General features: G+C 60.2%; 19 protein-coding genes. 9 read left to right on the top strand and 10 right to left on the bottom strand.

The genetic code is table 11. The features are described from left to right. Nucleotides 1–63 precede the first annotated feature (63 nt). From AAIS01_RS09285 to AAIS01_RS09275, 3 genes are all read right to left on the bottom strand, one after another. On the bottom strand, nucleotides 64–837 hold the full coding sequence (locus AAIS01_RS09285) for a MetQ/NlpA family ABC transporter substrate-binding protein (protein WP_343468730.1): 774 nt from the start codon (nucleotides 835–837) through the stop codon (nucleotides 64–66). A 79-nt stretch (nucleotides 838–916) separates the two neighbouring features. Continuing rightward, nucleotides 917–1591, bottom strand: a complete 675-nt coding sequence (locus AAIS01_RS09280; RefSeq protein ID WP_047229776.1) for a methionine ABC transporter permease — start codon at nucleotides 1589–1591, stop codon at nucleotides 917–919. Further along, complete coding sequence (locus tag AAIS01_RS09275; protein ID WP_343468729.1) at nucleotides 1591–2598, bottom strand: methionine ABC transporter ATP-binding protein; 1008 nt, start codon at nucleotides 2596–2598, stop codon at nucleotides 1591–1593. Before AAIS01_RS09275 ends, AAIS01_RS09280 begins: the two co-directional genes overlap by 1 nt. 262 nt (nucleotides 2599–2860) lie before the next feature. Here AAIS01_RS09275 and katE point away from each other — a divergent pair, with 262 nt between their 5' ends. Then, nucleotides 2861–4999: a catalase HPII gene (katE, locus tag AAIS01_RS09270; RefSeq protein ID WP_343468728.1), complete on the top strand. Its 2139-nt coding sequence runs from the start codon at nucleotides 2861–2863 to the stop codon at nucleotides 4997–4999. A 132-nt stretch (nucleotides 5000–5131) separates the two neighbouring features. Here katE and AAIS01_RS09265 read toward each other — a convergent pair whose 3' ends face one another. Genes AAIS01_RS09265 through zur form a run of 4 tightly spaced genes read right to left on the bottom strand, consistent with a single transcriptional unit; the run spans nucleotide 5132 to nucleotide 7928 of the window. Then, nucleotides 5132–5845, bottom strand: coding sequence for a PA5502 family lipoprotein (locus AAIS01_RS09265; RefSeq protein ID WP_343468727.1), 714 nt, complete (start codon nucleotides 5843–5845; stop codon nucleotides 5132–5134). Between the two features lie 37 nt (nucleotides 5846–5882). Then, nucleotides 5883–6671, bottom strand: coding sequence for a zinc ABC transporter permease subunit ZnuB (gene znuB / locus AAIS01_RS09260; protein WP_047229780.1), 789 nt, complete (start codon nucleotides 6669–6671; stop codon nucleotides 5883–5885). Next, nucleotides 6664–7446 (bottom strand): zinc ABC transporter ATP-binding protein ZnuC, encoded by a 783-nt coding sequence (gene znuC, locus AAIS01_RS09255; protein WP_343468726.1) that lies wholly within the window; start codon nucleotides 7444–7446, stop codon nucleotides 6664–6666. The genes znuB and znuC overlap by 8 nt, the downstream gene beginning before the upstream one ends. After that, entirely contained in the window at nucleotides 7446–7928 is a 483-nt protein-coding gene (zur, locus tag AAIS01_RS09250; protein ID WP_343468725.1) for a zinc uptake transcriptional repressor Zur, read from the bottom strand. Before zur ends, znuC begins: the two co-directional genes overlap by 1 nt. 66 nt (nucleotides 7929–7994) lie before the next feature. Between zur and AAIS01_RS09245 the strand changes: the two genes are divergently transcribed. Further along, nucleotides 7995–8924 carry a zinc ABC transporter substrate-binding protein gene (locus AAIS01_RS09245; RefSeq protein WP_343468724.1) on the top strand — a complete coding sequence of 310 codons (930 nt, stop codon included), beginning with the start codon at nucleotides 7995–7997 and terminating at the stop codon, nucleotides 8922–8924. A gap of 158 nt (nucleotides 8925–9082) precedes the next feature. Here the strand turns inward: AAIS01_RS09245 and AAIS01_RS09240 are convergent, their stop codons facing one another. Continuing rightward, nucleotides 9083–10033 (bottom strand): homoserine kinase, encoded by a 951-nt coding sequence (locus tag AAIS01_RS09240; RefSeq protein WP_343468723.1) that lies wholly within the window; start codon nucleotides 10031–10033, stop codon nucleotides 9083–9085. 60 nt (nucleotides 10034–10093) lie between these two features. Next, nucleotides 10094–10381, bottom strand: a complete 288-nt coding sequence (locus AAIS01_RS09235; protein WP_047229784.1) for a DUF2782 domain-containing protein — start codon at nucleotides 10379–10381, stop codon at nucleotides 10094–10096. 74 nt (nucleotides 10382–10455) lie between these two features. Here AAIS01_RS09235 and polA point away from each other — a divergent pair, with 74 nt between their 5' ends. After that, entirely contained in the window at nucleotides 10456–13224 is a 2769-nt protein-coding gene (polA, locus tag AAIS01_RS09230) for a DNA polymerase I (RefSeq protein WP_343468722.1), read from the top strand. A 316-nt stretch (nucleotides 13225–13540) separates the two neighbouring features. Here polA and yihA read toward each other — a convergent pair whose 3' ends face one another. Next, the gene (gene yihA, locus AAIS01_RS09225) at nucleotides 13541–14182 is read right to left on the bottom strand and encodes a ribosome biogenesis GTP-binding protein YihA/YsxC (protein WP_092399677.1); all 642 of its coding nucleotides are present in this window, start codon (nucleotides 14180–14182) and stop codon (nucleotides 13541–13543) included. Between the two features lie 191 nt (nucleotides 14183–14373). On the opposite strand from yihA, the gene AAIS01_RS09220 reads away from it, so the two are divergent. The 6 genes from AAIS01_RS09220 (at nucleotide 14374) to AAIS01_RS09195 (ending at nucleotide 20006) form a co-directional block, all read left to right on the top strand. Further along, on the top strand, nucleotides 14374–14664 hold the full coding sequence (locus AAIS01_RS09220) for a c-type cytochrome (RefSeq protein WP_017341757.1): 291 nt from the start codon (nucleotides 14374–14376) through the stop codon (nucleotides 14662–14664). A 46-nt stretch (nucleotides 14665–14710) separates the two neighbouring features. After that, entirely contained in the window at nucleotides 14711–15319 is a 609-nt protein-coding gene (locus tag AAIS01_RS09215) for a c-type cytochrome (protein ID WP_343468721.1), read from the top strand. A gap of 197 nt (nucleotides 15320–15516) precedes the next feature. Continuing rightward, entirely contained in the window at nucleotides 15517–16161 is a 645-nt protein-coding gene (locus tag AAIS01_RS09210; protein ID WP_186653426.1) for a thiol:disulfide interchange protein DsbA/DsbL, read from the top strand. Nucleotides 16162–16175: 14 nt separating this feature from the next. Then, complete coding sequence (locus AAIS01_RS09205; protein WP_214916280.1) at nucleotides 16176–17051, top strand: endonuclease/exonuclease/phosphatase family protein; 876 nt, start codon at nucleotides 16176–16178, stop codon at nucleotides 17049–17051. Continuing rightward, nucleotides 17052–19124, top strand: coding sequence for a GGDEF domain-containing protein (locus AAIS01_RS09200; RefSeq protein ID WP_343468720.1), 2073 nt, complete (start codon nucleotides 17052–17054; stop codon nucleotides 19122–19124). Nucleotides 19125–19226: 102 nt separating this feature from the next. Then, nucleotides 19227–20006: an N-acetylmuramoyl-L-alanine amidase gene (locus AAIS01_RS09195; RefSeq protein WP_343468719.1), complete on the top strand. Its 780-nt coding sequence runs from the start codon at nucleotides 19227–19229 to the stop codon at nucleotides 20004–20006. Nucleotides 20007–20013: the final 7 nt, after the last annotated feature.

Genomic DNA, 20013 nt, shown 5'->3' with positions numbered 1-20013 from the left:
TCCGAGCATAAAAAAACGGGCCTGCATTCCCACGCAGCCCCGTTTTTTCACCACCCGATCAGATCAAAACGCCGGCAAAACCGCGCCTTTGTACTTCTCAAGAATAAAAGCCTTCACTTCCGGCGTATGCAGCGCCGCCGCGAGCTTCTTCATCGCCTCACTGTCCTTGTCATCCTCACGCGCCACCAGAATATTCACATACGGCGAGTCGCTACCTTCAATCACCAATGCATCCTTGGAAGGATCAAGCTTGGCCTCCAACGCATAGTTGGTATTGATCAACGCCAGATCCACCTGGGTCAGCACCCGCGGAATGGTCGCGGCTTCCAGCTCACGGAATTTCAGATCCTTCGGGTTCTCAACAATGTCCTTGGTAGTCGACAGGATGTTGTTGGAATCCTTCAGCGTGATCACCCCGTGCTTCGCCAGCAGCAACAGCGCACGGCCGCCGTTGGTGGCGTCGTTGGGGATGACCACGTTGGCACCGCCTGGCACTTCTGCCAGTGTCTTGAACTTGCTGGAGTAAGCGCCCAAAGGTTCCAGGTGCACGCCGGTCACGCTCACCAGGTGGGTGCCCTTGGCCTTGTTGAACTCATCCAGGTACGGCTGGTGCTGGAAGAAGTTGGCGTCCAGGCGCTTTTCGGCGACTTGTACGTTTGGCTGGATGTAGTCGGTGAAGACTTTGACCTTGAGGTCGACGCCTTCTTTGGCCAGGGCCGGTTTGACGAATTCGAGGATTTCCGCGTGTGGCACCGGCGTTGCCGCGACGGTCAGGGTGTCGGCGGCGTGGGCGGAAAATGCTGCGACGGCAGCGAAGGCAACCAGTAGTTTTTTCATTCAGCTAACTCCTTTTTAGGCGCCCGCTCTCGGCGCCTGCCAGCGAATGGCCGGCTCATGGTTTATTGGCCGCGAGGCCTTATTTTCTAGAGAAATGCACAACCAGTTTGTCGCCCACGGTTTGCAGGACCTGAACCAGCACCAGCAGCAACACCACCGTGACCACCATCACATCGGTCTGGAAACGTTGATAACCGAAACGGATCGCCAGGTCACCCAAACCACCGGCACCGACCACACCGGCCATGGCCGTGTAGGACACCAGCGTAATCGCTGTCACCGTAATCGCGGCAAAAATGCCTGGACGGGCTTCCGGCAGCAAGGCGTTGACGATGATCTGCCGGGTCGTCGCGCCCATGGCCTGGGTCGCTTCGATGATGCCGCGATCGACTTCGCGCAAGGCGGTTTCCACCAGGCGGGCGAAGAATGGCGTCGCGCCGACCACCAATGGCGGAATCGCTCCGGCCACGCCCAGGGAGGTGCCGGTGATCAATACCGTGAACGGAATCATCACGATCAACAGGATGATGAATGGCAGCGAACGCAGGATGTTGACGATCAGCGACAGCAATGCATAAACGCCCCGGGCTTCGAGCAACTGGCGCGGGCTGCAGAGGAACAGCAGCACCCCCAGCGGCAGGCCGAGCAGCACGGTAAACAACAGCGAGCCGAACAGCATCAGCAGGGTATCGCCGGTCGCCAGCCAGATTTCCAGCCAATCGATGTTGGCGAAGAATGAATTCAACAGTTCCATCAGCGCAGCACCTCCATGTGGACGTCGGCCGCGGTGAAGCGGGCGAATGCCGCCTCCATGTCACCGCCGGTGACGGCGAGGGTCAGTTGCCCGTAGGGGGTGTCTTTGATGCGGTCGATACGACCGGCCAGAATGCTGTAGTCCACGCCGGTTTCCCGGGCGACGGTGCCGAGCAATGGCGCGTAGGTCGCTTCGCCCTGGAATGTCAGACGCACGATGCGCCCCGGTACGTGGGCGAAATCGTCGCGCTGTTCGCTTTCGTCGATCTGCTCGTCTTCCTGGACAAAACGCTTGGTGGTCGGGTGCTTGGGGTGCAGGAACACCTCGGCCACCGGTCCTTGCTCGACGATCACGCCAGCGTCCATCACCGCCACTTCATCGCAGACGCGGCGGATCACGTCCATTTCGTGGGTGATCAGCACGATGGTCAGCTTCAGCTCGCGGTTGATCTCGGCCAGCAGTTGCAGTACCGAGGCGGTGGTTTGCGGGTCCAGTGCGCTGGTGGCCTCGTCGCACAGCAAAATCTTGGGTTTGGTCGCCAGGGCGCGGGCGATGCCGACGCGCTGCTTCTGGCCACCGGACAACTGCGCCGGATATTTTTTGGCGTGGTCGGACAAGCCTACTCGCGCCAGTAACTCGGCGACGCGCCGGTCAATTTCGCTGCGGGACAATTCGCCCGCCAGCGTCAGGGGCAGCGCCACGTTGTCGGCCACGGTCTTGGATGCCAGCAGATTAAAGTGCTGGAAAATCATCCCGACCTGCTGACGGAAACGTCGCAGGCCGCTGGCGTCCAGGGCGGTGACTTCCTCGCCGTCGACGATGATCTTGCCGCCGCTGCTGTCTTCCAGGCGATTGATCAGGCGCAGCAGGGTACTTTTTCCCGCACCGGAATGGCCAATCAGGCCGAAGACCTGACCGTTCTCAATCGTCAGACTGGTCGGGTGCAGGGCGGGGATATCCTTACCGGCAACCCGGTAGGTTTTAAAAACGTTTTGAAACTCGATCACGTAGCGAACCTTGTGGGGCGCGTTGGAAAAGGATCAGCGGTTAGCCGGGCGCGCATTTTAGCCTGTCCGTATAGAGGTTCTTAGCATTTATTTGCGATTGAACCAGCCATTTGGCAATAAGGCGATCAAAGGCCATAAAAAAGGAACACGGCCAAACGGCATAGGTCACTCATTAAGCCACTCGAAAATGCCCGGGTATGGAACCTGCGGTATCGAACTCAAGAGTCCTGGCCTCCGGGATCGCAAAGAGGAGTTATGCCTGATGAGTACCAAAAAGCCCACGGTCAACAAGAGCCAACTGGCCGGGACCGACACCCTGGATCGCGGCAACACCAACGCCAAGCTTGAGAGCCTGGAGCAGTTTCGCTCCGACGCCACCGAGCAGGCGTTACGCACCAATCAGGGCGTAAAGATTGCCGACAACCAGAACACCCTGCGGGTCGGGGCCCGTGGCCCCTCGCTGCTGGAAGACTTCATCATGCGTGAGAAGATCACGCACTTTGACCATGAGCGCATCCCGGAGCGCATCGTTCACGCCCGCGGTACTGGGGCCCATGGTTACTTTCAGAGCTATGAAGCACATTCGGCACTGACCAAGGCCGGATTCCTACAAGACCCAAGCAAGAAAACCCCAGTGTTCGTGCGTTTTTCCACCGTGCAAGGTCCACGGGGTTCCGGCGACACGGTGCGGGACGTCCGTGGCTTTGCGGTCAAGTTCTTCACCGATGAAGGTAACTTCGACCTGGTGGGCAACAACATGCCGGTGTTTTTCATCCAGGATGCGATCAAGTTCCCCGACTTTGTCCACGCGGTGAAACCCGAACCCCACAATGAAATCCCTACCGGCGGCTCAGCCCACGATACGTTCTGGGATTTCGTCTCGCTGGTGCCTGAATCGGCACACATGGTGATATGGGCGATGTCCGACCGGGCCATTCCGAAAAGCCTGCGGAGCATGCAGGGCTTTGGTGTGCACACCTTCCGCATGATCAACGCCGAAGGCAAAGGCAGCTTCGTCAAATTCCACTGGCGCCCAACAGTCGGTACTTGTTCGCTGGTGTGGGACGAAGCCCAGAAACTGGCGGGTAAGGATACGGACTACCACCGTCGCGATCTCTGGGAATCGATCGAGATGGGGGACTACCCGGAATGGGAATTCGGCGTACAAATCGTCGCCGAGGAAGACGAGCATAAATTCGACTTCGACCTGCTCGACCCCACCAAGATCATCCCGGAAGAACTCGTGCCCATCACGCCGTTGGGCAAGATGGTGCTCAACCGTAACCCGGACAATTTCTTCGCCGAGGTCGAGCAAGTCGCCTTCTGCCCTGGGCATATCGTGCCGGGTATCGACTTTTCCAACGACCCGTTGCTGCAGGGCCGGCTGTTCTCCTACACCGATACGCAAATCAGCCGACTTGGTGGGCCGAATTTTCATGAGTTGCCGATCAACCGGGCGATCACCCCGGTGCACAACGGCCAGCGTGACGCCATGCATCGCACCACCATCGACAAGGGCCGCGCCTCCTACGAGCCGAACTCTATCGATGGCGGCTGGCCGAAGGAAACCCCGCCAGGTCCTGCGGACGGCGGCTTCGAAAGTTATCCAGAGCGCATCGATGCCCACAAGATCCGTCAACGCAGCGAGTCGTTTGGCGATCACTTTTCCCAGGCGCGGCTGTTCTACAAGAGCATGAGCCCCCACGAACAGGAACACATCATCGCCGCCTATAGCTTCGAATTGGGCAAGGTGGAGCGGGAGTTTATTCGGGCGCGGCAGGTGAACGAGATATTGGCCAACATCGATCTGGAACTGGCCGCGCGGGTGGCCAAAAACCTCGGGCTGCCAGCACCCACCGCCTGCACCGTGGATGTACCGAAGCCTTCGCTGGAACAATCCCCCGCCTTGAGTCAGGCGAACCTGCTGTCCGGGGACATCAAGACGCGCAAGGTGGCTGTTCTGGTGGCCGACGGCGTCGATGGGGCGATTATCGATGCGTTCAAGCAGGCCCTGGAAGCCAAGGGGGCTCACGCCAAAGTGCTGGGGCCAACCTCCGCACCAGTCACCACCGCCGATGGGCAAACGCTGCCGGTGGATGCGTCCATGGAAGGTATGCCGTCCATTGCCTTTGACGCGGTATTCGTGCCAGGTGGCGCGGAATCGATCAAGGCGTTGAGCGCTGACGGCGTGGCGTTGCATTACGTGCTGGAGGCCTACAAGCACCTGAAGGCCATCGCCCTCAATGGCGAAGCGCGGCAACTGTTGGTGTTGTTGAAGCTGGAGGCGGATGCGGGGCTGATTCCTGACGCGGATGCTGGCAAATTCCAGACGTTCTTCGACGCGATGGCCCAGCATCGGGTGTGGGCGCGGGAACCTAAGGCGAAGGCGATTCCGGCTTGATGAGTGTCTGAAAGTGGCTGGTTGCTGGTAGGACGCTATCGCGAGCAAGCTCGCTCCCACAGGGTTATGTGTCGATCACTAAACTGTGATCACCCTAGATCCAATGTGGGAGCGAGCTTGCTCGCGATGCTGTTAAGGCCTGCGCGGTGTCAGCACCATCTGCGCCGGTACGCTGCGCAAAATCTGCTTTTGCACTTTCAGATCAAACCCCGGATCAAGCTTCTTGACCCGCTTGGTCAGCAGAGTCGCCAACCACGGATAATCGTCGGTGCGCGGCGCTTGAATGCTGACGTCACATTGAAAACTCACCACATCGGCGGCAATGGCATCCAGTTGACGACGCATTTCCTGGATATCGCCGATGTTAAGCGCAACGGTGGTGCTTTTGGCACTCGGATCGATCACTTTGGCGACCGGTTGGGCTTCGGCGGCCTTGAGGGCGGCCTCGGCTTTTTCCAGCTCTGCCCGGCGGGCTTCGGCAATTTCGCTGTTGACCTCACCGGTGAGCGCTGGCGCTTTGGGCATCAAGGCGCGGGCACGGCTCAGGGCGGTGGCGGCGGCATTGACGTCACCTTTTTGCAGATCGATCTGGCTGCGGCGCAAATACGCCTCGGCCAGGCGCCGCTGATAGGGTTCCAGCGTCGGATCCTCGGGCGTCTGGGCTTGCAGTGCGGCCAGTTGACCTTCAGCGGTGGCCAGCTCATTGCCGGCCAGGCTCTGTTCAAACTGCGCGATGGCCGGGCCTCGGGTATCGGGGGCTTCGGCGACCGGCGGCGAACTCTGGCATGCGCCCAGCAGCAGGGAAAATGCGACAAGGAGCAGATAACGGGAGGCGAACGGCTTCATTCCTGCGACTCTCTATTTGCGCAAAAAGCGAGCAAGTCTACACCCCTCGACGGGGCAGGACAAAACTCAGCAGAAATAGCGCGGCGGCGCTGACCACAATCGACGGCCCGGCCGGGGTGTCCTTGAACCACGATAGCGCCAGCCCACCGCACACCGCGAGCATGCCCAGCAGGCTCGCGCCCAGGGCCATCTGCTCCGGGGAGCGGGCGTGCCGCTGTGCTGCGGCCGCCGGGATAATCAGCAAAGAAGTAATCAGCAACACACCGACGATTTTCATCGCCACGGCAATGACCACCGCAATCAACAGCATCAACGCCAGCCGTAAACCCACCACGGGCAAGCCTTCGACCCGCGCCAGTTCCTCATGCACAGTCACGGCCAGCAATGGGCGCCAGAGCGCTACCAGCAGCAGCAGGACCGCCGCGCTGCCGCCCAGGATCCATGAAAGATCCATGGGGCTGATGGCAAGCAGGTCGCCAAACAGGTAGGCCATCAGATCAATCCGCACGTCATGCATGAAGCTTAGTACCACCAGCCCGAGAGACAGGGTACTGGGCGCCAGAATGCCCAGCAGCGTGTCGGAGGCCAACGGTTGACGCTGTTGCAGGGTCACCAGCAGCACCGCCAGCAACAGGCAGCCGACAGTCACCGCCACGGCAGGGCTGACGTCCAGCAAAAAGCCCAGGGCCACGCCCAGCAAGGCCGCATGGGACAAGGTGTCACCGAAATAGGCCATGCGCCGCCAGACCACGAACGAGCCCAGAGGGCCGGCCACCATCGCGAGGGCCAGGCCTGCGAGCAGGGCGTACAACAGAAAATCAGCCATGCTTGCAGCCATCTCCATGAACATGGGTAGAAACAGATGAGTCGCTGACCACCGAACCATGCAGGTCATGGGCATGGTCGTGATGGTGGTGATAAATCGCCAGGCTTTGTGCGTTCTTTCCGAACAGTTCGACGAAGGCCGGATCGCCGCTGACCTGCTCGGGATGCCCGGAACAGCAGACGTGGCGATTGAGGCAGACCACCTGGTCGGTGGTGCTCATGACCAGGTGAAGGTCGTGGGAAACCATCAGCACGCCGCAGCCATGACGGTCGCGCAGGCGGGTGATCAGGCTGTACAGCTCGGCCTGACCGGCCACGTCGACCCCTTGCACGGGCTCGTCGAGCACCAGCAGCTCAGGCTCGCGCAGCAGGGCTCGGGCCAGCAACACGCGCTGCATTTCGCCGCCGGAAACACTTTGTACCGGGCTATCGATTACGTGTTCGGCGCCGACTTCGTTGAGCGCCGCCAGGGCCCGTTCGCGATCCACGCCAGGCACCAGGCGCAAAAAGCGCAGTACCGACAGGGGCAGCGTCGGGTCGACATGAAGCTTTTGCGGCATGTAACCGACCCGCAGCTTCGGCTTGCGCCAGACGGTGCCGCTGTCGGGCTTGAGCAACCCCAGCACGGCACGCACCAGGGTTGTCTTGCCGGCGCCGTTGGGGCCGATCAGGGTGACGATCTGCCCCGGCTCGACGCTCAGGTGGATGTTATCCAGCACGCTCTGGCCGGCGAACGTCACGGCGACGTGCTCGAGACGGATCAACGCATTGCTCATCAGGCCCCCTGGCAACCGGAGCAGAGCCCGACCACTTCAACGGTCTGGGTATCCACCACGAAGCCCACCTCTTGGGCGCTGGCAACGATGGCATCGCTGATGGACTTCTGCTCCAGCTCGATGGCAGCGTGGCATTCGCGGCAGATCAGGAACTGGCCCTGGTGGGCGTGCTCCGGGTGATTGCAGCCGACGAAAGCGTTCAACGACGAGATGCGATGCACCAGGCCGTTTTCCAGCAGGAAATCCAGCGCCCGATAAACCGTGGGCGGCGCGGCGCGGCGGCCGTCCTGCTCACTGAGGACTGCAAGTATGTCGTAGGCGCCCAGCGGCTTGTGGCTTTGCCAGACCAGCTCGAGCACGCGTCGACGCAAAGCGGTCAGGCGCAACCCTTGGCGCGCGCAGATGGCGTCGGCCTCGGACAGCGCCGTGTGCACGCAGTGAGAATGATCATGAGGACGACTGGCAAGGGGCGTAATAGGCATGGGCAGCGACGATTTTAGTGAGAGACGTTATTATGTTACCCGTTCTCGCCTCTTCGAGTGGTCATCGTGTCCCGAATTTTTTCGATCTTTGTCGCTTTTGTTGCCAGTTTTCTACTGATCGGCCCAGCCCAGGCCGAAGTCAAAGTGCTTACCAGCATCAAGCCATTGCAACTGATTGCCGCCGCCGTGCAGGACGGCGTGGCCGTTCCAGAGGTGCTATTGCCGCCCGGTGCCTCGCCTCACCATTACGCCTTGCGGCCATCCGACGTACGGAAGGTGCAGTCGGTGGATTTGCTCTACTGGATCGGCCCCGACATGGAAGGCTTCCTGCCGCGCGTGCTGAACGGTCGTACGCGTCCTTCGGTGGCGGTGCAGGATGTGCCGGGGCTCACGTTGCGTCATTTTGCCCAGGACAGTCATTCCCACGCCGAAGATGACCATGGCGCCGATGAGCATGATCATGACCATCGCCCCGGCACCATTGATGCCCACTTGTGGCTCTCGCCAGTCAATGCACGGGTGATTGCCACCAGAATGGCTGCCGACCTGAGCGCGGCCGATCCGGCCAATGCCAGCCGCTATCAAAGCAACCTCAAGGGCTTCAACCAGCGTCTTGATGCGCTGGATGGGCGTTTGAAGCGCCGTCTGGCCGGGGTCGCGGGCAAGCCGTATTTTGTGTTCCACGAGGCGTTCGACTATTTCGAAGACCACTACGGCCTCAAGCACGCCGGGGTGTTTGCCGTGGCCGCCGAAGTCCAGCCGGGTGCCCAGCATGTGGCGGCGATGCGCAATCGCTTGCAGACCGTGGGCAAGACATGCGTCTTCAGCGAACCGCCCCTGCGCCCGCGCCTTGCCGAAACCCTGGTGGCCGGGTTGCCGGTGAAGCTGGCGGAGCTGGATGCCCTGGGCGGCTACACCCCGGCGACGGCGCAAGGGTATGAGCAGTTGCTGGAGAAGCTGGGGAATGACTTGGCTGGGTGCCTGGAGTCGTTATAACGCAAAACCTGTGGCGAGGGGATTTATCCCCGTTGGGGCGCGAAGCGGCCTCAAGAAATATCTGCCACCGCAGTCCGTCAGACCGAAAGCAAAGGGCTGCTGCGCAGCCCAGCGGGGATAAATCCCCTCGCCACAAAGGCATTCAGATCTGCTTGCTGTCAGAGGGCAAATGGCAACATCGCGCTGACCGTCTGCCGCTGTGCCAGGCGCTGCTGGAACTCCATCGGGTCGTGAATCAACACGTCCTGCCCGGCAAACGATTCGGCGGCGATCAACCGCGACAGCCAAAACCGTACGCAGGCCACGCGCAGCATCGTCGGCCATGACTCGGCTTCGGCGGCCGTGAATGGCCGTAGCGCCGCATAAGCTCCCAACAAGGCCCGCGTCCGTGGGCCATCGAGCACACCGTTGTCATCCGAACACCAGTCGTTCAAGGCGATGGCGACGTCATACAGCATCGGGCCGGAGCAGGCGTTGTAGAAGTCGATCAGCCCGGTCAGGTGCGTACCCTCGAACATCGCATTGTCGCGGAACAGGTCCGCGTGGATGTTGGCCCGGGGCAGTGCCAGGATTTTTACCTTTTGTTGCGCGATTTCATCCAGCGCAGCTTCCAGCAACTGACGGGGTTCGGTCTCGAGGTGCGTCAACAGCTTCGCGCCCTCCTCCTGCATCCAGTCCAGGCCGCGGTCGGTCTTGCGCTTGATCATGTTGTCCTGGGTCGCCAGGTGCAGATGGGCCAGCAACTCCCCCACTTGGGCGCAATGTTGCGCGTTGGCCTGTTTGATGTGCTTGCCCGCCAGGCGCGGCTGCAGCAGCGCCGGTTTGCCGGCCAGTTCACGCAGCGCTATGCCGTCGGTGGTACGCAAGGCGTAAGGCACTGGCAGGTTGGCATCATGCAGCACGTCCAGCAGTTCGATGAAGAACGGCATTTCCTGTACCGGGCCGCGCTCCACCAAGGTCAGGACAAACTCGCCCTGCTCCAGGCTGACAAAGAAATTGGTGTTTTCGCTGCCGGCGGCGATCCCCTGGAAATCAAGCAGGCGGCCGAGCCCATAAGGGGCAAGAAAGGTTTCCAGCTCGGGCCGAGCCAGGGGAGTGAACACAGACATGGTTAAAAACTGCCAGTACGGGCGCCCATCAGCGAGCGCCGGTTGAAGTCGAGAGCGGTATTACCACTCAAAGATTTTCCACGATGGAATCAGCATATCCGGCTGATCCGAGCGGATGAAATTCCCGTCGCTGCCGTCGGCACGTACCAGGAAGTAAGGCTTGCCGTTTTTGGGCGTGACCTTGATCGCGTACAAAAAGCCGTTTTGCCGGTACTCCTGAATGGTTCTATCGCCTTCGGTGCGGATGGTGACATCCGGGTCCGCCGAGGGGGCGTCGTCCGCCGCCATGACGGCCAGCGGGGTGATTGCAAACAAGCCAGCGAGTAACAGGCGATTTAGTGTACGCATGATAACCTTGTCCCTTTGTCGTCAACGGTCCCGCTATTCTAGCCCCGGACCCGCCGAAAAGGTTGATCCTGCTCATGAGCCAAGCCCCCCTCGTCCTGGTGGACGGTTCTTCTTACCTCTATCGCGCCTTTCACGCGCTACCACCGTTGACCACTTCCAAAGGCCTGCCGACCGGCGCGGTCAAGGGCGTGCTGAACATGCTCAAGAGCCTGCGCAAGCAGTATCCGGACAGCCCGTTCGCCGTGGTGTTCGATGCCAAGGGTGGAACGTTTCGCGATGAGCTGTACGCCGAATACAAGGCCAACCGCCCTAGCATGCCCGATGACATGCGCGTGCAGATCGAGCCGCTGCATGCCAGCGTCAAGGCCCTGGGCTTCCCCCTGCTGTGCGTGGACAACGTCGAAGCCGATGACGTGATTGGCACCCTGGCCCGCAGCAGCGCGGCAGCCGACCGCCCGGTGGTGATCTCCACCGGCGACAAAGACATGGCGCAACTGGTCGACGGGCACATTACCTTGGTCAATACCATGACCGGTAGCGCCTTGGACGTGGCTGGCGTGAAGGAGAAGTTTGGCGTCGCTCCGGAGCAGATCATCGATTATCTGGCGTTGATGGGCGATTCTTCCGACAACATCCCGGGCGTTCCGGGTATTGGACCGAAAACCGCCTCCGGCCTGCTGGTGGGCGTCAATGGCGGCCTGACCGAGCTGTATGCGCAACTGGACATTGTCGCCACGCTGCCGATCCGTGGTGCCAAGACCCTGGCCGCCAAGCTCGAAGAACACAAGGAAATGGCCCTCCTCTCCTACGAGCTGGCGACCATCAAGACCGACGTGCCGCTGGATGTCGGTCTCGACGACCTGAAAATGGGCCAGCCGGATCACGAGAAACTCGCCGAGCTGTATACCTTGCTGGAGTTCAAGAGCTGGTTCGAGGAAAACCAGCGCGATGCCAAGCGTGCCGGTCAGGAGATCGTCGAAGCCGCCGACGAGCAACCCGATGGCGTCGAGGTGAAGTACGAAACCATTCTCGACCAGGCGCGTTTCGAGGCCTGGCTGGCCAAGCTTGAACAGGCGCCGCTGTTTGCATTCGTCACCGAGACCAATGGTAACGATGCGCAGCATTCGCAACTTGTAGGATTGTCATTCGCCATCGCGCCTTTTGAGGCCGCCTACATTCCCTTGACCCATTCCTACATGGGGGTGCCTGAGCAACTGGATCGCGACACGGTGCTCAAGGCGCTCAAACCGTTGCTGGAGAACCCGAACAAGCTCAAGGTCGGCCAGCATGCCAAGTTCGAAACCAACATCCTGGCCAATTGCGCCATCGGTGGTGATCAAAACAACGGCATTCTTGTACAAGGCATTGCCTTCGACACCATGCTTGAGTCCTACGTGCTGGACTCCACGGCCACCCGTCACGACATGGACAGCTTGGCGCTCAAGTACCTGGGACAAAGCAAGACCGATATCCAGGGCATCGCCGGCAAAGGCGTCAAGCAGCTGACCTTTGACCAGATTGCCCTGGAACTGGCCGGCCCTTATGCCGCCGAAGACGCAGACGTGACGTTCCGTCTGCACCAGGCCCTGCAGGAAAAACTGGCCGCCACGCCCAGTCTGGGCAAGGTGCTCAACGAAATCGAAATGCCGCTGATGCCGGTCCTGGCGCGGATTGAGCGCCAGGGTGCGTTGGTCGATGCCAACCTGCTAGGGGTGCAGAGTGTCGAGTTGGGCGAGAAGCTGGTGGCCTTGGAGCGCGAGGCATTTGCCATCGCCGGGGAAGAATTCAACCTGGGCTCACCCAAGCAACTGGGGGTGATCCTCTACGAAAAACTCGGTTTGCCGGTACTCAGCAAAACCGCCAAGGGCCAGGCGTCTACCGCCGAAGCGGTACTGGCCGAACTGGCCGAGCAGGATTATCCGCTGCCCAAGGTATTGATGCAGTACCGCTCGCTGAGCAAGCTCAAGAGCACCTACACCGACCGCCTGCCGGAGCAGATCAACAGCCGCACAGGGCGTGTCCATACCAACTATCAACAGGCCGTTGCCGCCACCGGGCGCCTTTCGTCCATCGACCCGAACCTGCAGAACATTCCTATCCGCACCGCCGAAGGCCGCCGGATTCGTCAGGCATTCGAGGCGCCGAAAGGCTACAAGCTGCTGGCGGCGGACTACTCCCAGATCGAACTGCGGATCATGGCGCACCTGGCCAAGGATGAAGGCCTGCTCCACGCGTTTCGCAATGACCTGGATGTGCACCGGGCTACTGCCGCCGAAGTTTTCGGCGTTGAGCTGGACGCCGTCACCCATGACCAGCGCCGTAGCGCCAAGGCGATCAACTTCGGTTTGATCTACGGCATGAGCGCGTTCGGCCTGGCCAAGCAGATCGGCGTCGATCGCAAGCAATCCCAGGCTTATATCGACCGCTACTTTGCTCGCTACCCAGGTGTACTGGCGTACATGGAGCGCACTCGCACCCAGGCCGCCGAGCAGGGGTTTGTCGAAACCATTTTCGGTCGCCGGTTGTACCTGCCGGATATCAATGCGAAAAACCCTGCTTTGCGCAAAGGGGCCGAACGCACGGCCATCAACGCACCGATGCAAGGCACCGCGGCAGATATCATCAAGAAAGCCATGGTGGCGGTGGATCGCTGGCTGACTGCGTCGGGGCTGGATGCCAAGGTCATTCTGCAGGTCCACGACGAACTGGTGCTGGAGGTGCGCGAGGATCTGGTCGACCAGGTGCGCGAGGAAATTCGCCAGCACATGAGCGCCGCTGCCACGCTGGATGTGCCGCTGCTGGTGGAAGTGGGCGTGGGAAACAACTGGGACGAGGCGCACTGAGTCGTAGGGCCCTGAAGCTGGTGCAAGTCCCGTGGCGAGGGAGCGAGCTCCCTCGCCACATGGGCTCACTGAAAACCCGGGGACGATGTGATGCCTTTAGGTCGGAAAATTCCTAAGGTTATTTCCAAAAATAATCTGAACTAAAACCGTGAATTGCTACTCAGAGTTTCTGAAAGGCTGGTGAAGCCCTTCAATGCTCCTATGTTGTGTTAAGTGTTGGCAGATATCTGGACCCCGCCCTAGCGGTCCGGAACTTGGACCCCGAACTTCCCCCTCCCCATAAGAAGTCCGGGGTTTTTTTTGCCTGCGAGTTGGCTTATTCCGCCTCTTCGCTGCCCTTGTCTGCCAATTCCATCCAGTCGGCCAATACAGTGTAGGCCTCTTCCAGGCCCATGCGCTTGGGCGCCGAGAACAACTGGATGGTGATCGCCTCACCCCACCCCTTGCGGATTTCCGACTGCACTTTGAGCAACGTATTCTTGGCCGCGCCGTAGGTCAGCTTGTCTGCCTTGGTCAGCAGAATGTGCATCGGCATGCCGCTGGCCACGGCCCAATCCAGCATCAGCAGGTCGAAGTCGGTCATTGGATGACGGATGTCCATCATCAAAATCAGACCCTTGAGGCTCTCGCGGCTGCCCAGATAGGCTTCCAGATGGCGCTGCCAATGTTGCTTCAGCGGAATCGGCACCTTGGCGTAGCCGTACCCGGGCAGGTCGACCAAACGGCGTTCATCGTCTAGCTTGAAGAAGTTCAAGAGCTGTGTGCGACCCGGGGTTTTCGAGGTGCGTGCCAGGCTTGCATGGGTCAGGGTGTTCAGTGCGCTGGATTTGCCAGCGTTGGAGCGCCCGGCGAAAGCCACTTCGAAGCCTTCATCGTCGGGGCATTGATCGACTTTGGCGGCGCTGAGCATGAAGGTGGACTGTTGGCACAGGCCAAGGATGGGGTTCTTCAGTTGCATGGGATTTCCGATGTGGGTGGCGTCGGGAATGGACGCGGCAAGCTGTGTCGTTTCCGTTTCAGTGACGCCAGTATATAATGCCGCAGATTTTGTGTGCGCTTTGTCCCAGCGTAGGATGAAGCTCACGGGAGCGACCGACTGAAATTGCGCACTAGAACGCAGCTCGCTCTCAACCCTGAAAAGGTCGTTTTATGACGAAATGGCTGCTAGCTGCCGGTGTCTTGATGCCGCTTTACAGCGCTCAGGCTACACAGGATCCGGAAGCTGTGTACAACCGTGTTTGTGGTGCCTGTCATTCCGGCCAACTCCCCATGGCGCCCCGCAAGGGTGATCAGGAAGCTTGGACGCCGAGGTTGGCGAAAGGTATGGAGACGCTGGTGCAACACGTAACCCAGGGTTTCAAGGCGATGCCGCCGCGTGGTTTGTGCATGGACTGCAGTGCCGAGGATTACCAAGCCATCATCCAGTGGATGAGCGAGTAAGCCCGGTCCATAACTCTTTAACCCTTAGCCGTAGTTGGATTAGCTGATGAACAAACTGATCGTGAGTCTGCTGTTGACATTGGGGATATCCGGCGTAGCCCATGCCGCTGGCGATGCCGCCGCCGGCCAGGCGAAAGCCGCCGTATGTGGGGCCTGCCATGGTCCGGATGGCAACAGCATGGCACCAAACTTTCCGAAACTGGCGGGCCAGGGCGAGCGTTACCTGATCAAACAGTTGAAGGACATCAAGGACGGCAAGCGTGTCGTGCTGGAAATGACCGGCCTGCTGACCAACCTTAACGATCAGGACCTGGCGGACATGGCGGCTTATTTCGCCAGCCAGAAGGGCAGCGTCGGCGCCGCCGATCCAAAACTGGTCGCACGGGGTGAAGCGCTGTTTCGCGGAGGCAACCTGGAAAAGGGGCTTCCAGCCTGCACGGGTTGCCACTCGCCTGATGGCAAAGGTAACGCGGCTGCCGGCTTCCCGCACCTTGGGGGCCAGCACGCTCAATACGTTGCCAAGCAGTTGACTGACTTCCGCAAGGAAGCAGACGGTCGTACCAATGATGGCGAAGCGATGATGCGCACCATTGCCCGCAAGCTGAGCGACGAAGAGATCGCGGCGGTGGCCAGCTACATTCAGGGCCTGCACTAAGACCGCTGGCGGGGCGTTGTGAGGGTTTACATCTCTTGCAACGTTAACGCTCGATTAATCCGTCGATGCAAACATCAAAAGGGTGGCTTTGGCCGCCCTTTTTTGTGGCCGCTGCCGTTACACTAGCGAACTTGAACCTGCCACGGCCTGTCTTAAAAAAGGCCTTGCGGGGTCCCCTCATTGTCCAGGAGTAAAGCATGCGTAATCTGATCATCAGCGCCGCGCTCGCCGCTGTCAGCCTGTTCGGCATGGCCGCCCAAGCCAACGCCGACGAATCGAAGGCCCCCTACGTCGAATTGAGCAATCCCGTTCCGGTGGCCGTGCCTGGCAAGATCGAAGTGGTGGAGCTGTTCTGGTACGGCTGCCCGCATTGCTATGCTTTTGAACCGGTTATCAACCCATGGGCTGAAAAACTGCCTTCGGATGTGAACTTCGTACGCATCCCCGCCATGTTCGGCGGTCCATGGGACGCCCATGGTCAGATGTTCCTGACCCTCGAGGCCATGGGCGTCGAGCACAAGGTTCACGCTGCAGTGTTCAACGAGATCCAGGTTGAGAAGAAGCGCCTGACCGATCCTGAAGAAATGGCTGAATTCCTCGCTACCCAAGGGGTGGACAAGGACAAGTTCCTGGCGACTTTCAACTCCTTCGCCATCAAGGGCCAGATCAACAAAGCCAAAGAACTGGCCAAGAAATACGAGATCACCGGCGTACCCACCATGGTCGTCAACGGCAAATACCGGTTTGATATCGGTTCGGCCGGTGGTGCGAACCAGGCGCTTGAGCTGGCCGACCAACTGATTGCCAAAGAGCGAGCGGCAACCAAGGCCGCCGCCAACTAAGCGCGGCGCTGACCATGGCCCGCTGGAGCACCGAACGCGTCGTTGGCCTGCATGAACCGCGGGTCAATGAGCACCATATCGCCTCCACGGGCCTGCCGGCCGACAACTGCCTGCGCCTGCTCAGTTTCAATATTCAGGTGGGCATCAGCACCGAGCGCTACCGGCATTACCTGACCCGTGGTTGGCAACATCTGCTACCTCACACCGGACGTGCCGTTAACCTGCAGAAGATCGGCGACCTGCTGAAAGACTTCGACCTGGTGGCTTTGCAAGAGGCCGACGGTGGAAGCCTGAGGTCAGGCTACGTCAATCAAGTGGAGCATCTGGCTCAACTGGGTGCTTTCCCCTACTGGTATCAACAACTCAATCGTAACCTCGGACGCCTGGGCCAGCACAGCAATGGTGTGTTGAGCCGCCTGCGACCGTGGGCGATCGAAGACCATCCGTTACCCGGCCCCAAGGGGCGCGGCGCGATCCTGGCGCGTTTTGGCGAAGGTCCGGAGGCGTTGATCGTGGTCATGATGCACCTGGCCCTTGGGGCTCGTACCCGGACGATGCAACTGGCTTACATCCGCGAGCTGATAGGTGATTACAAGCACCAGGTCTTGATGGGTGACATGAATACCCATGCCAATGACTTGCTGCAAAATTCGCCTCTGCGCGATCTTGGTCTGCTCGCTCCACAAGTCGAAGCCACGTTCCCGAGCTGGCGCCCCCAGCGCTGTCTGGACCATATTTTGCTGAGCCCCACCTTGACCCTCGAACGGTTCGAGGTGCTGGCTCACCCCATTTCCGACCACCTGCCTGTCGCGGTCGAAATTCGTCTGCCGGGTTCGCTCACGGCTGATGCATTCCCCGCGCTGAGTCCTGCCCCCTCGCGGATCCCATGAATGAGCGACGAAGCTGAACGCTGGAGAGAGAAGTACTTAAAGAGCATCGAACAGCAGGAAAAGCTCGAGCGCCGCTGGGCGGCCCGGCTCGACTTGCTGCGCCGCGGCCTGGTGCGCAGCACGCTGGCCGCAGAAGGCTCTGACCGGGCGGTTGATCAGTGCATGAAAGAAATGCGCGAAGTGGTGCGCACCGATGACATGGATGCCGCCCTCGCCGCTCTTTTGCCTCGCCTGGAGAAAGCCGTACTCGATTCCGAGCAGCGCCGCGAGACCCGGGTTGAACAGGTGAGCGCAGCATTGACTTCCCTGGTTGCTCAGTTGCAAACCTTGCCCCTGCCGAAGGAAGTCAGCCGGCCACTGAAGAAATTCTCCAAGCAGTTGGAGGACCGGGTGGACCAGGCTCGGGAGATTCCTTTGCTGCTCAGCGAATTGAGCAGCTTGCAGGGCCAGGCGCTGAGTGTGTTGGAGGCGCCCACTGAACCGAATCGTCCTGGCCTGTTGCAACGGTTGTTTGGCGGCCACGGCCAGCAAGAAGCGGCGCCCCAGCCGCATGAACCTGCCCAGCCCAGCGCGGTGCCGGTATTGGAAACGGCGCCGCCGACACCGGCACCGACGCAGCCAGCCACTGAGGCTGTGCCCGTCATAATTCCAGCTCCAGCATTGGTAGCAGGGCCTGCTGCAACGGTCGATGAGGCGCCTGAACCGGTCGTGTTCATTCCGCCGATGTTCGATCCTGATCCAGAACCCTCTTCGTCGCCGGTATCCGAAGCTGGCGAGCCGACTCTGGAACAAGTTGAAGCTCCCAAGCAGGACGAAACCACCGAGCCGGCGCCGCTTCCTGTGGAAAATGCAGTGCAGGTAGCCGCCCTTGAAAACCCTGATGAGCTGATGCCCGAGCAGCCGTCGCAAGGGCTGAACGAAACGCAGCCCCTCCCGGAGGAGCCCGTCGAACCCTCGGCAGCTGTTGAGTCGGAAACGTCTGATCTGGATGACGGCCATTATGAACTGCCCGACTCACCGGAGCCTTCCTACAGCTCGGTGGCCAGGCATATCGAAGACACCCTGTTGGGCCTGCTGGGTGACCTGACCCTGCCCGAGCGACATCGCCCCCAAGCCGAGGCCATGCGTGAGCGGCTGCAAAATGGCTTGAACTGGTACGAATTACTGCCAATTCTCGACGATCTGGCTGTGCTCATGCTGGCCATCACCGATACCGGGCAGCATGAGTTCGAAGCGTACCTACAGCGGCTCAACGATCGCCTTGAGTCATTCCAAAGCAGTTTACGGGCGGCCAGCGCAGACCATGCCGATAACCAATCGGCCTCCAGGGAGATGGACACCCAGATTCGTGAGCAAGTGGATGGCTTGCAAAGCAGCGTGCAGGAAGCTGATGACCTGGAAGGCCTCAAGCAAGTGTTGGAGAACCACCTCGAAGGCCTGCTCGGCACGATGGACCAGCACCAGAAGCAGCGCGATCAGCGCGAGCGGGAGGTTTCGGCTCGCCTCAAAAGCCTGGCCGAGCGCGTCGCGCTGATGGAGCAGGATGCCCAGGTTGTGCGGGATAATCTTGAAGAGCAGCGGCAAAAGGCGCTCATTGATCCGCTCACCGGGCTGCCTAACCGCGCCGCCTGGTCCGAGCGTCTCGAACAGGAAGTTGCCCAATGGCAGCGGCACGGCAACAGCCTGTTGCTGGCCATGCTCGATCTGGATCACTTCAAGCGCATCAACGATAACTACGGCCATCTGGCCGGTGACCGGGTGCTGAAGATCATCGCCTCGGTGCTGCGCAGACGGCTGCGTGGCGGTGATTTCATCGCCCGCTTTGGCGGGGAGGAATTTGTTCTGCTGGTGCCCGACACGCCACTGGCCAGCGGTGCAGGGCTGGCCGAGACACTGCGCGCAGCCATCGAGGCCTGTCCGTTTCATTTCAAGGGTGAGCCGGTCACGATCACCGTCTCCGTGGGCATGACCGCGTTCAAAAGCGGGGAGCACAGCGATTCAGTGCTTAAAAGAGCCGATCAGGCGCTCTATAGAGCTAAAAATGCTGGACGGAATCGAGTCGAGTTGGGTTGAAGGTAATTGTTCCATTTTGTGAATCCGCAGATACGAGCCAGATCATCGCAACGTGATACGTTACACTGTTGCATTATCTTCAGCGCGTAATGCACCTTTGCCATGAAATTTTTCTCGCTCATTGCTTCGTTATTGGTTCTGGCCGGCTGCGCCAGCGGCCCCAGGCTCGACACCAGCCACCCTTCAGTCAATCATGACAACCGTATCCAGTTCGTGGTGCTGCATTACACCTCCGCTTCCCTGGAGCGGTCCCTGGCCTTGCTGACCCACGGCGAAGTCAGTGCGCATTACCTGATCGGCGATGATAAAAGCGCGACCGTCTATAAACTGGTGGATGAAAGCCGGCGCGCCTGGCACGCCGGAGACAGTGAATGGGATGGGCGGACCTGGCTCAATTCCAGCTCCATCGGCATTGAGATCGTCAATCCGGGTTTCGTCGATACGCCCAATGGGCGCCTTTGGTATCCCTACAGCGAAGCTCAGGTCCAGGCCTTGATCGCATTGCTCAAAGACATCTCCCAGCGTAACGGGATCAACCCGCGCAACATCATTGGGCACAGCGATATTGCCCCCACGCGCAAGCTTGATCCTGGGCCGCTGTTTCCCTGGAAGCGCCTGGCGCAAGCCGGGCTGGGGATTTGGCCAGACGAGCAGGCGGTCATGCGCCAGCAGGCGGTTTTCGCGGCGCAGCTGCCGAACGCCAGTTGGTTCCAGGCCGAACTGGCCCGTTTCGGCTACCCGACGCCCCGCACCGGCGAATGGGATGTTGCCACTCATCATGTGCTCGCCGCTTTCCAGATGCGCTTCCGGCCGACCCGGTTTGACGGCATGCCGGATGCGCAAAGCGCGGCTATCCTGCAGGTGCTTAACCAGACAAAATAATGACGCC

Source organism: Pseudomonas halotolerans (assembly GCF_039581215.1).
In the GTDB taxonomy this organism is placed as follows: domain Bacteria; phylum Pseudomonadota; class Gammaproteobacteria; order Pseudomonadales; family Pseudomonadaceae; genus Aquipseudomonas; species Aquipseudomonas tehranensis.
The sequence above is the reverse complement of the archived record's forward strand: the minus strand, read 5'-3'. Positions and strand labels throughout refer to the sequence as shown.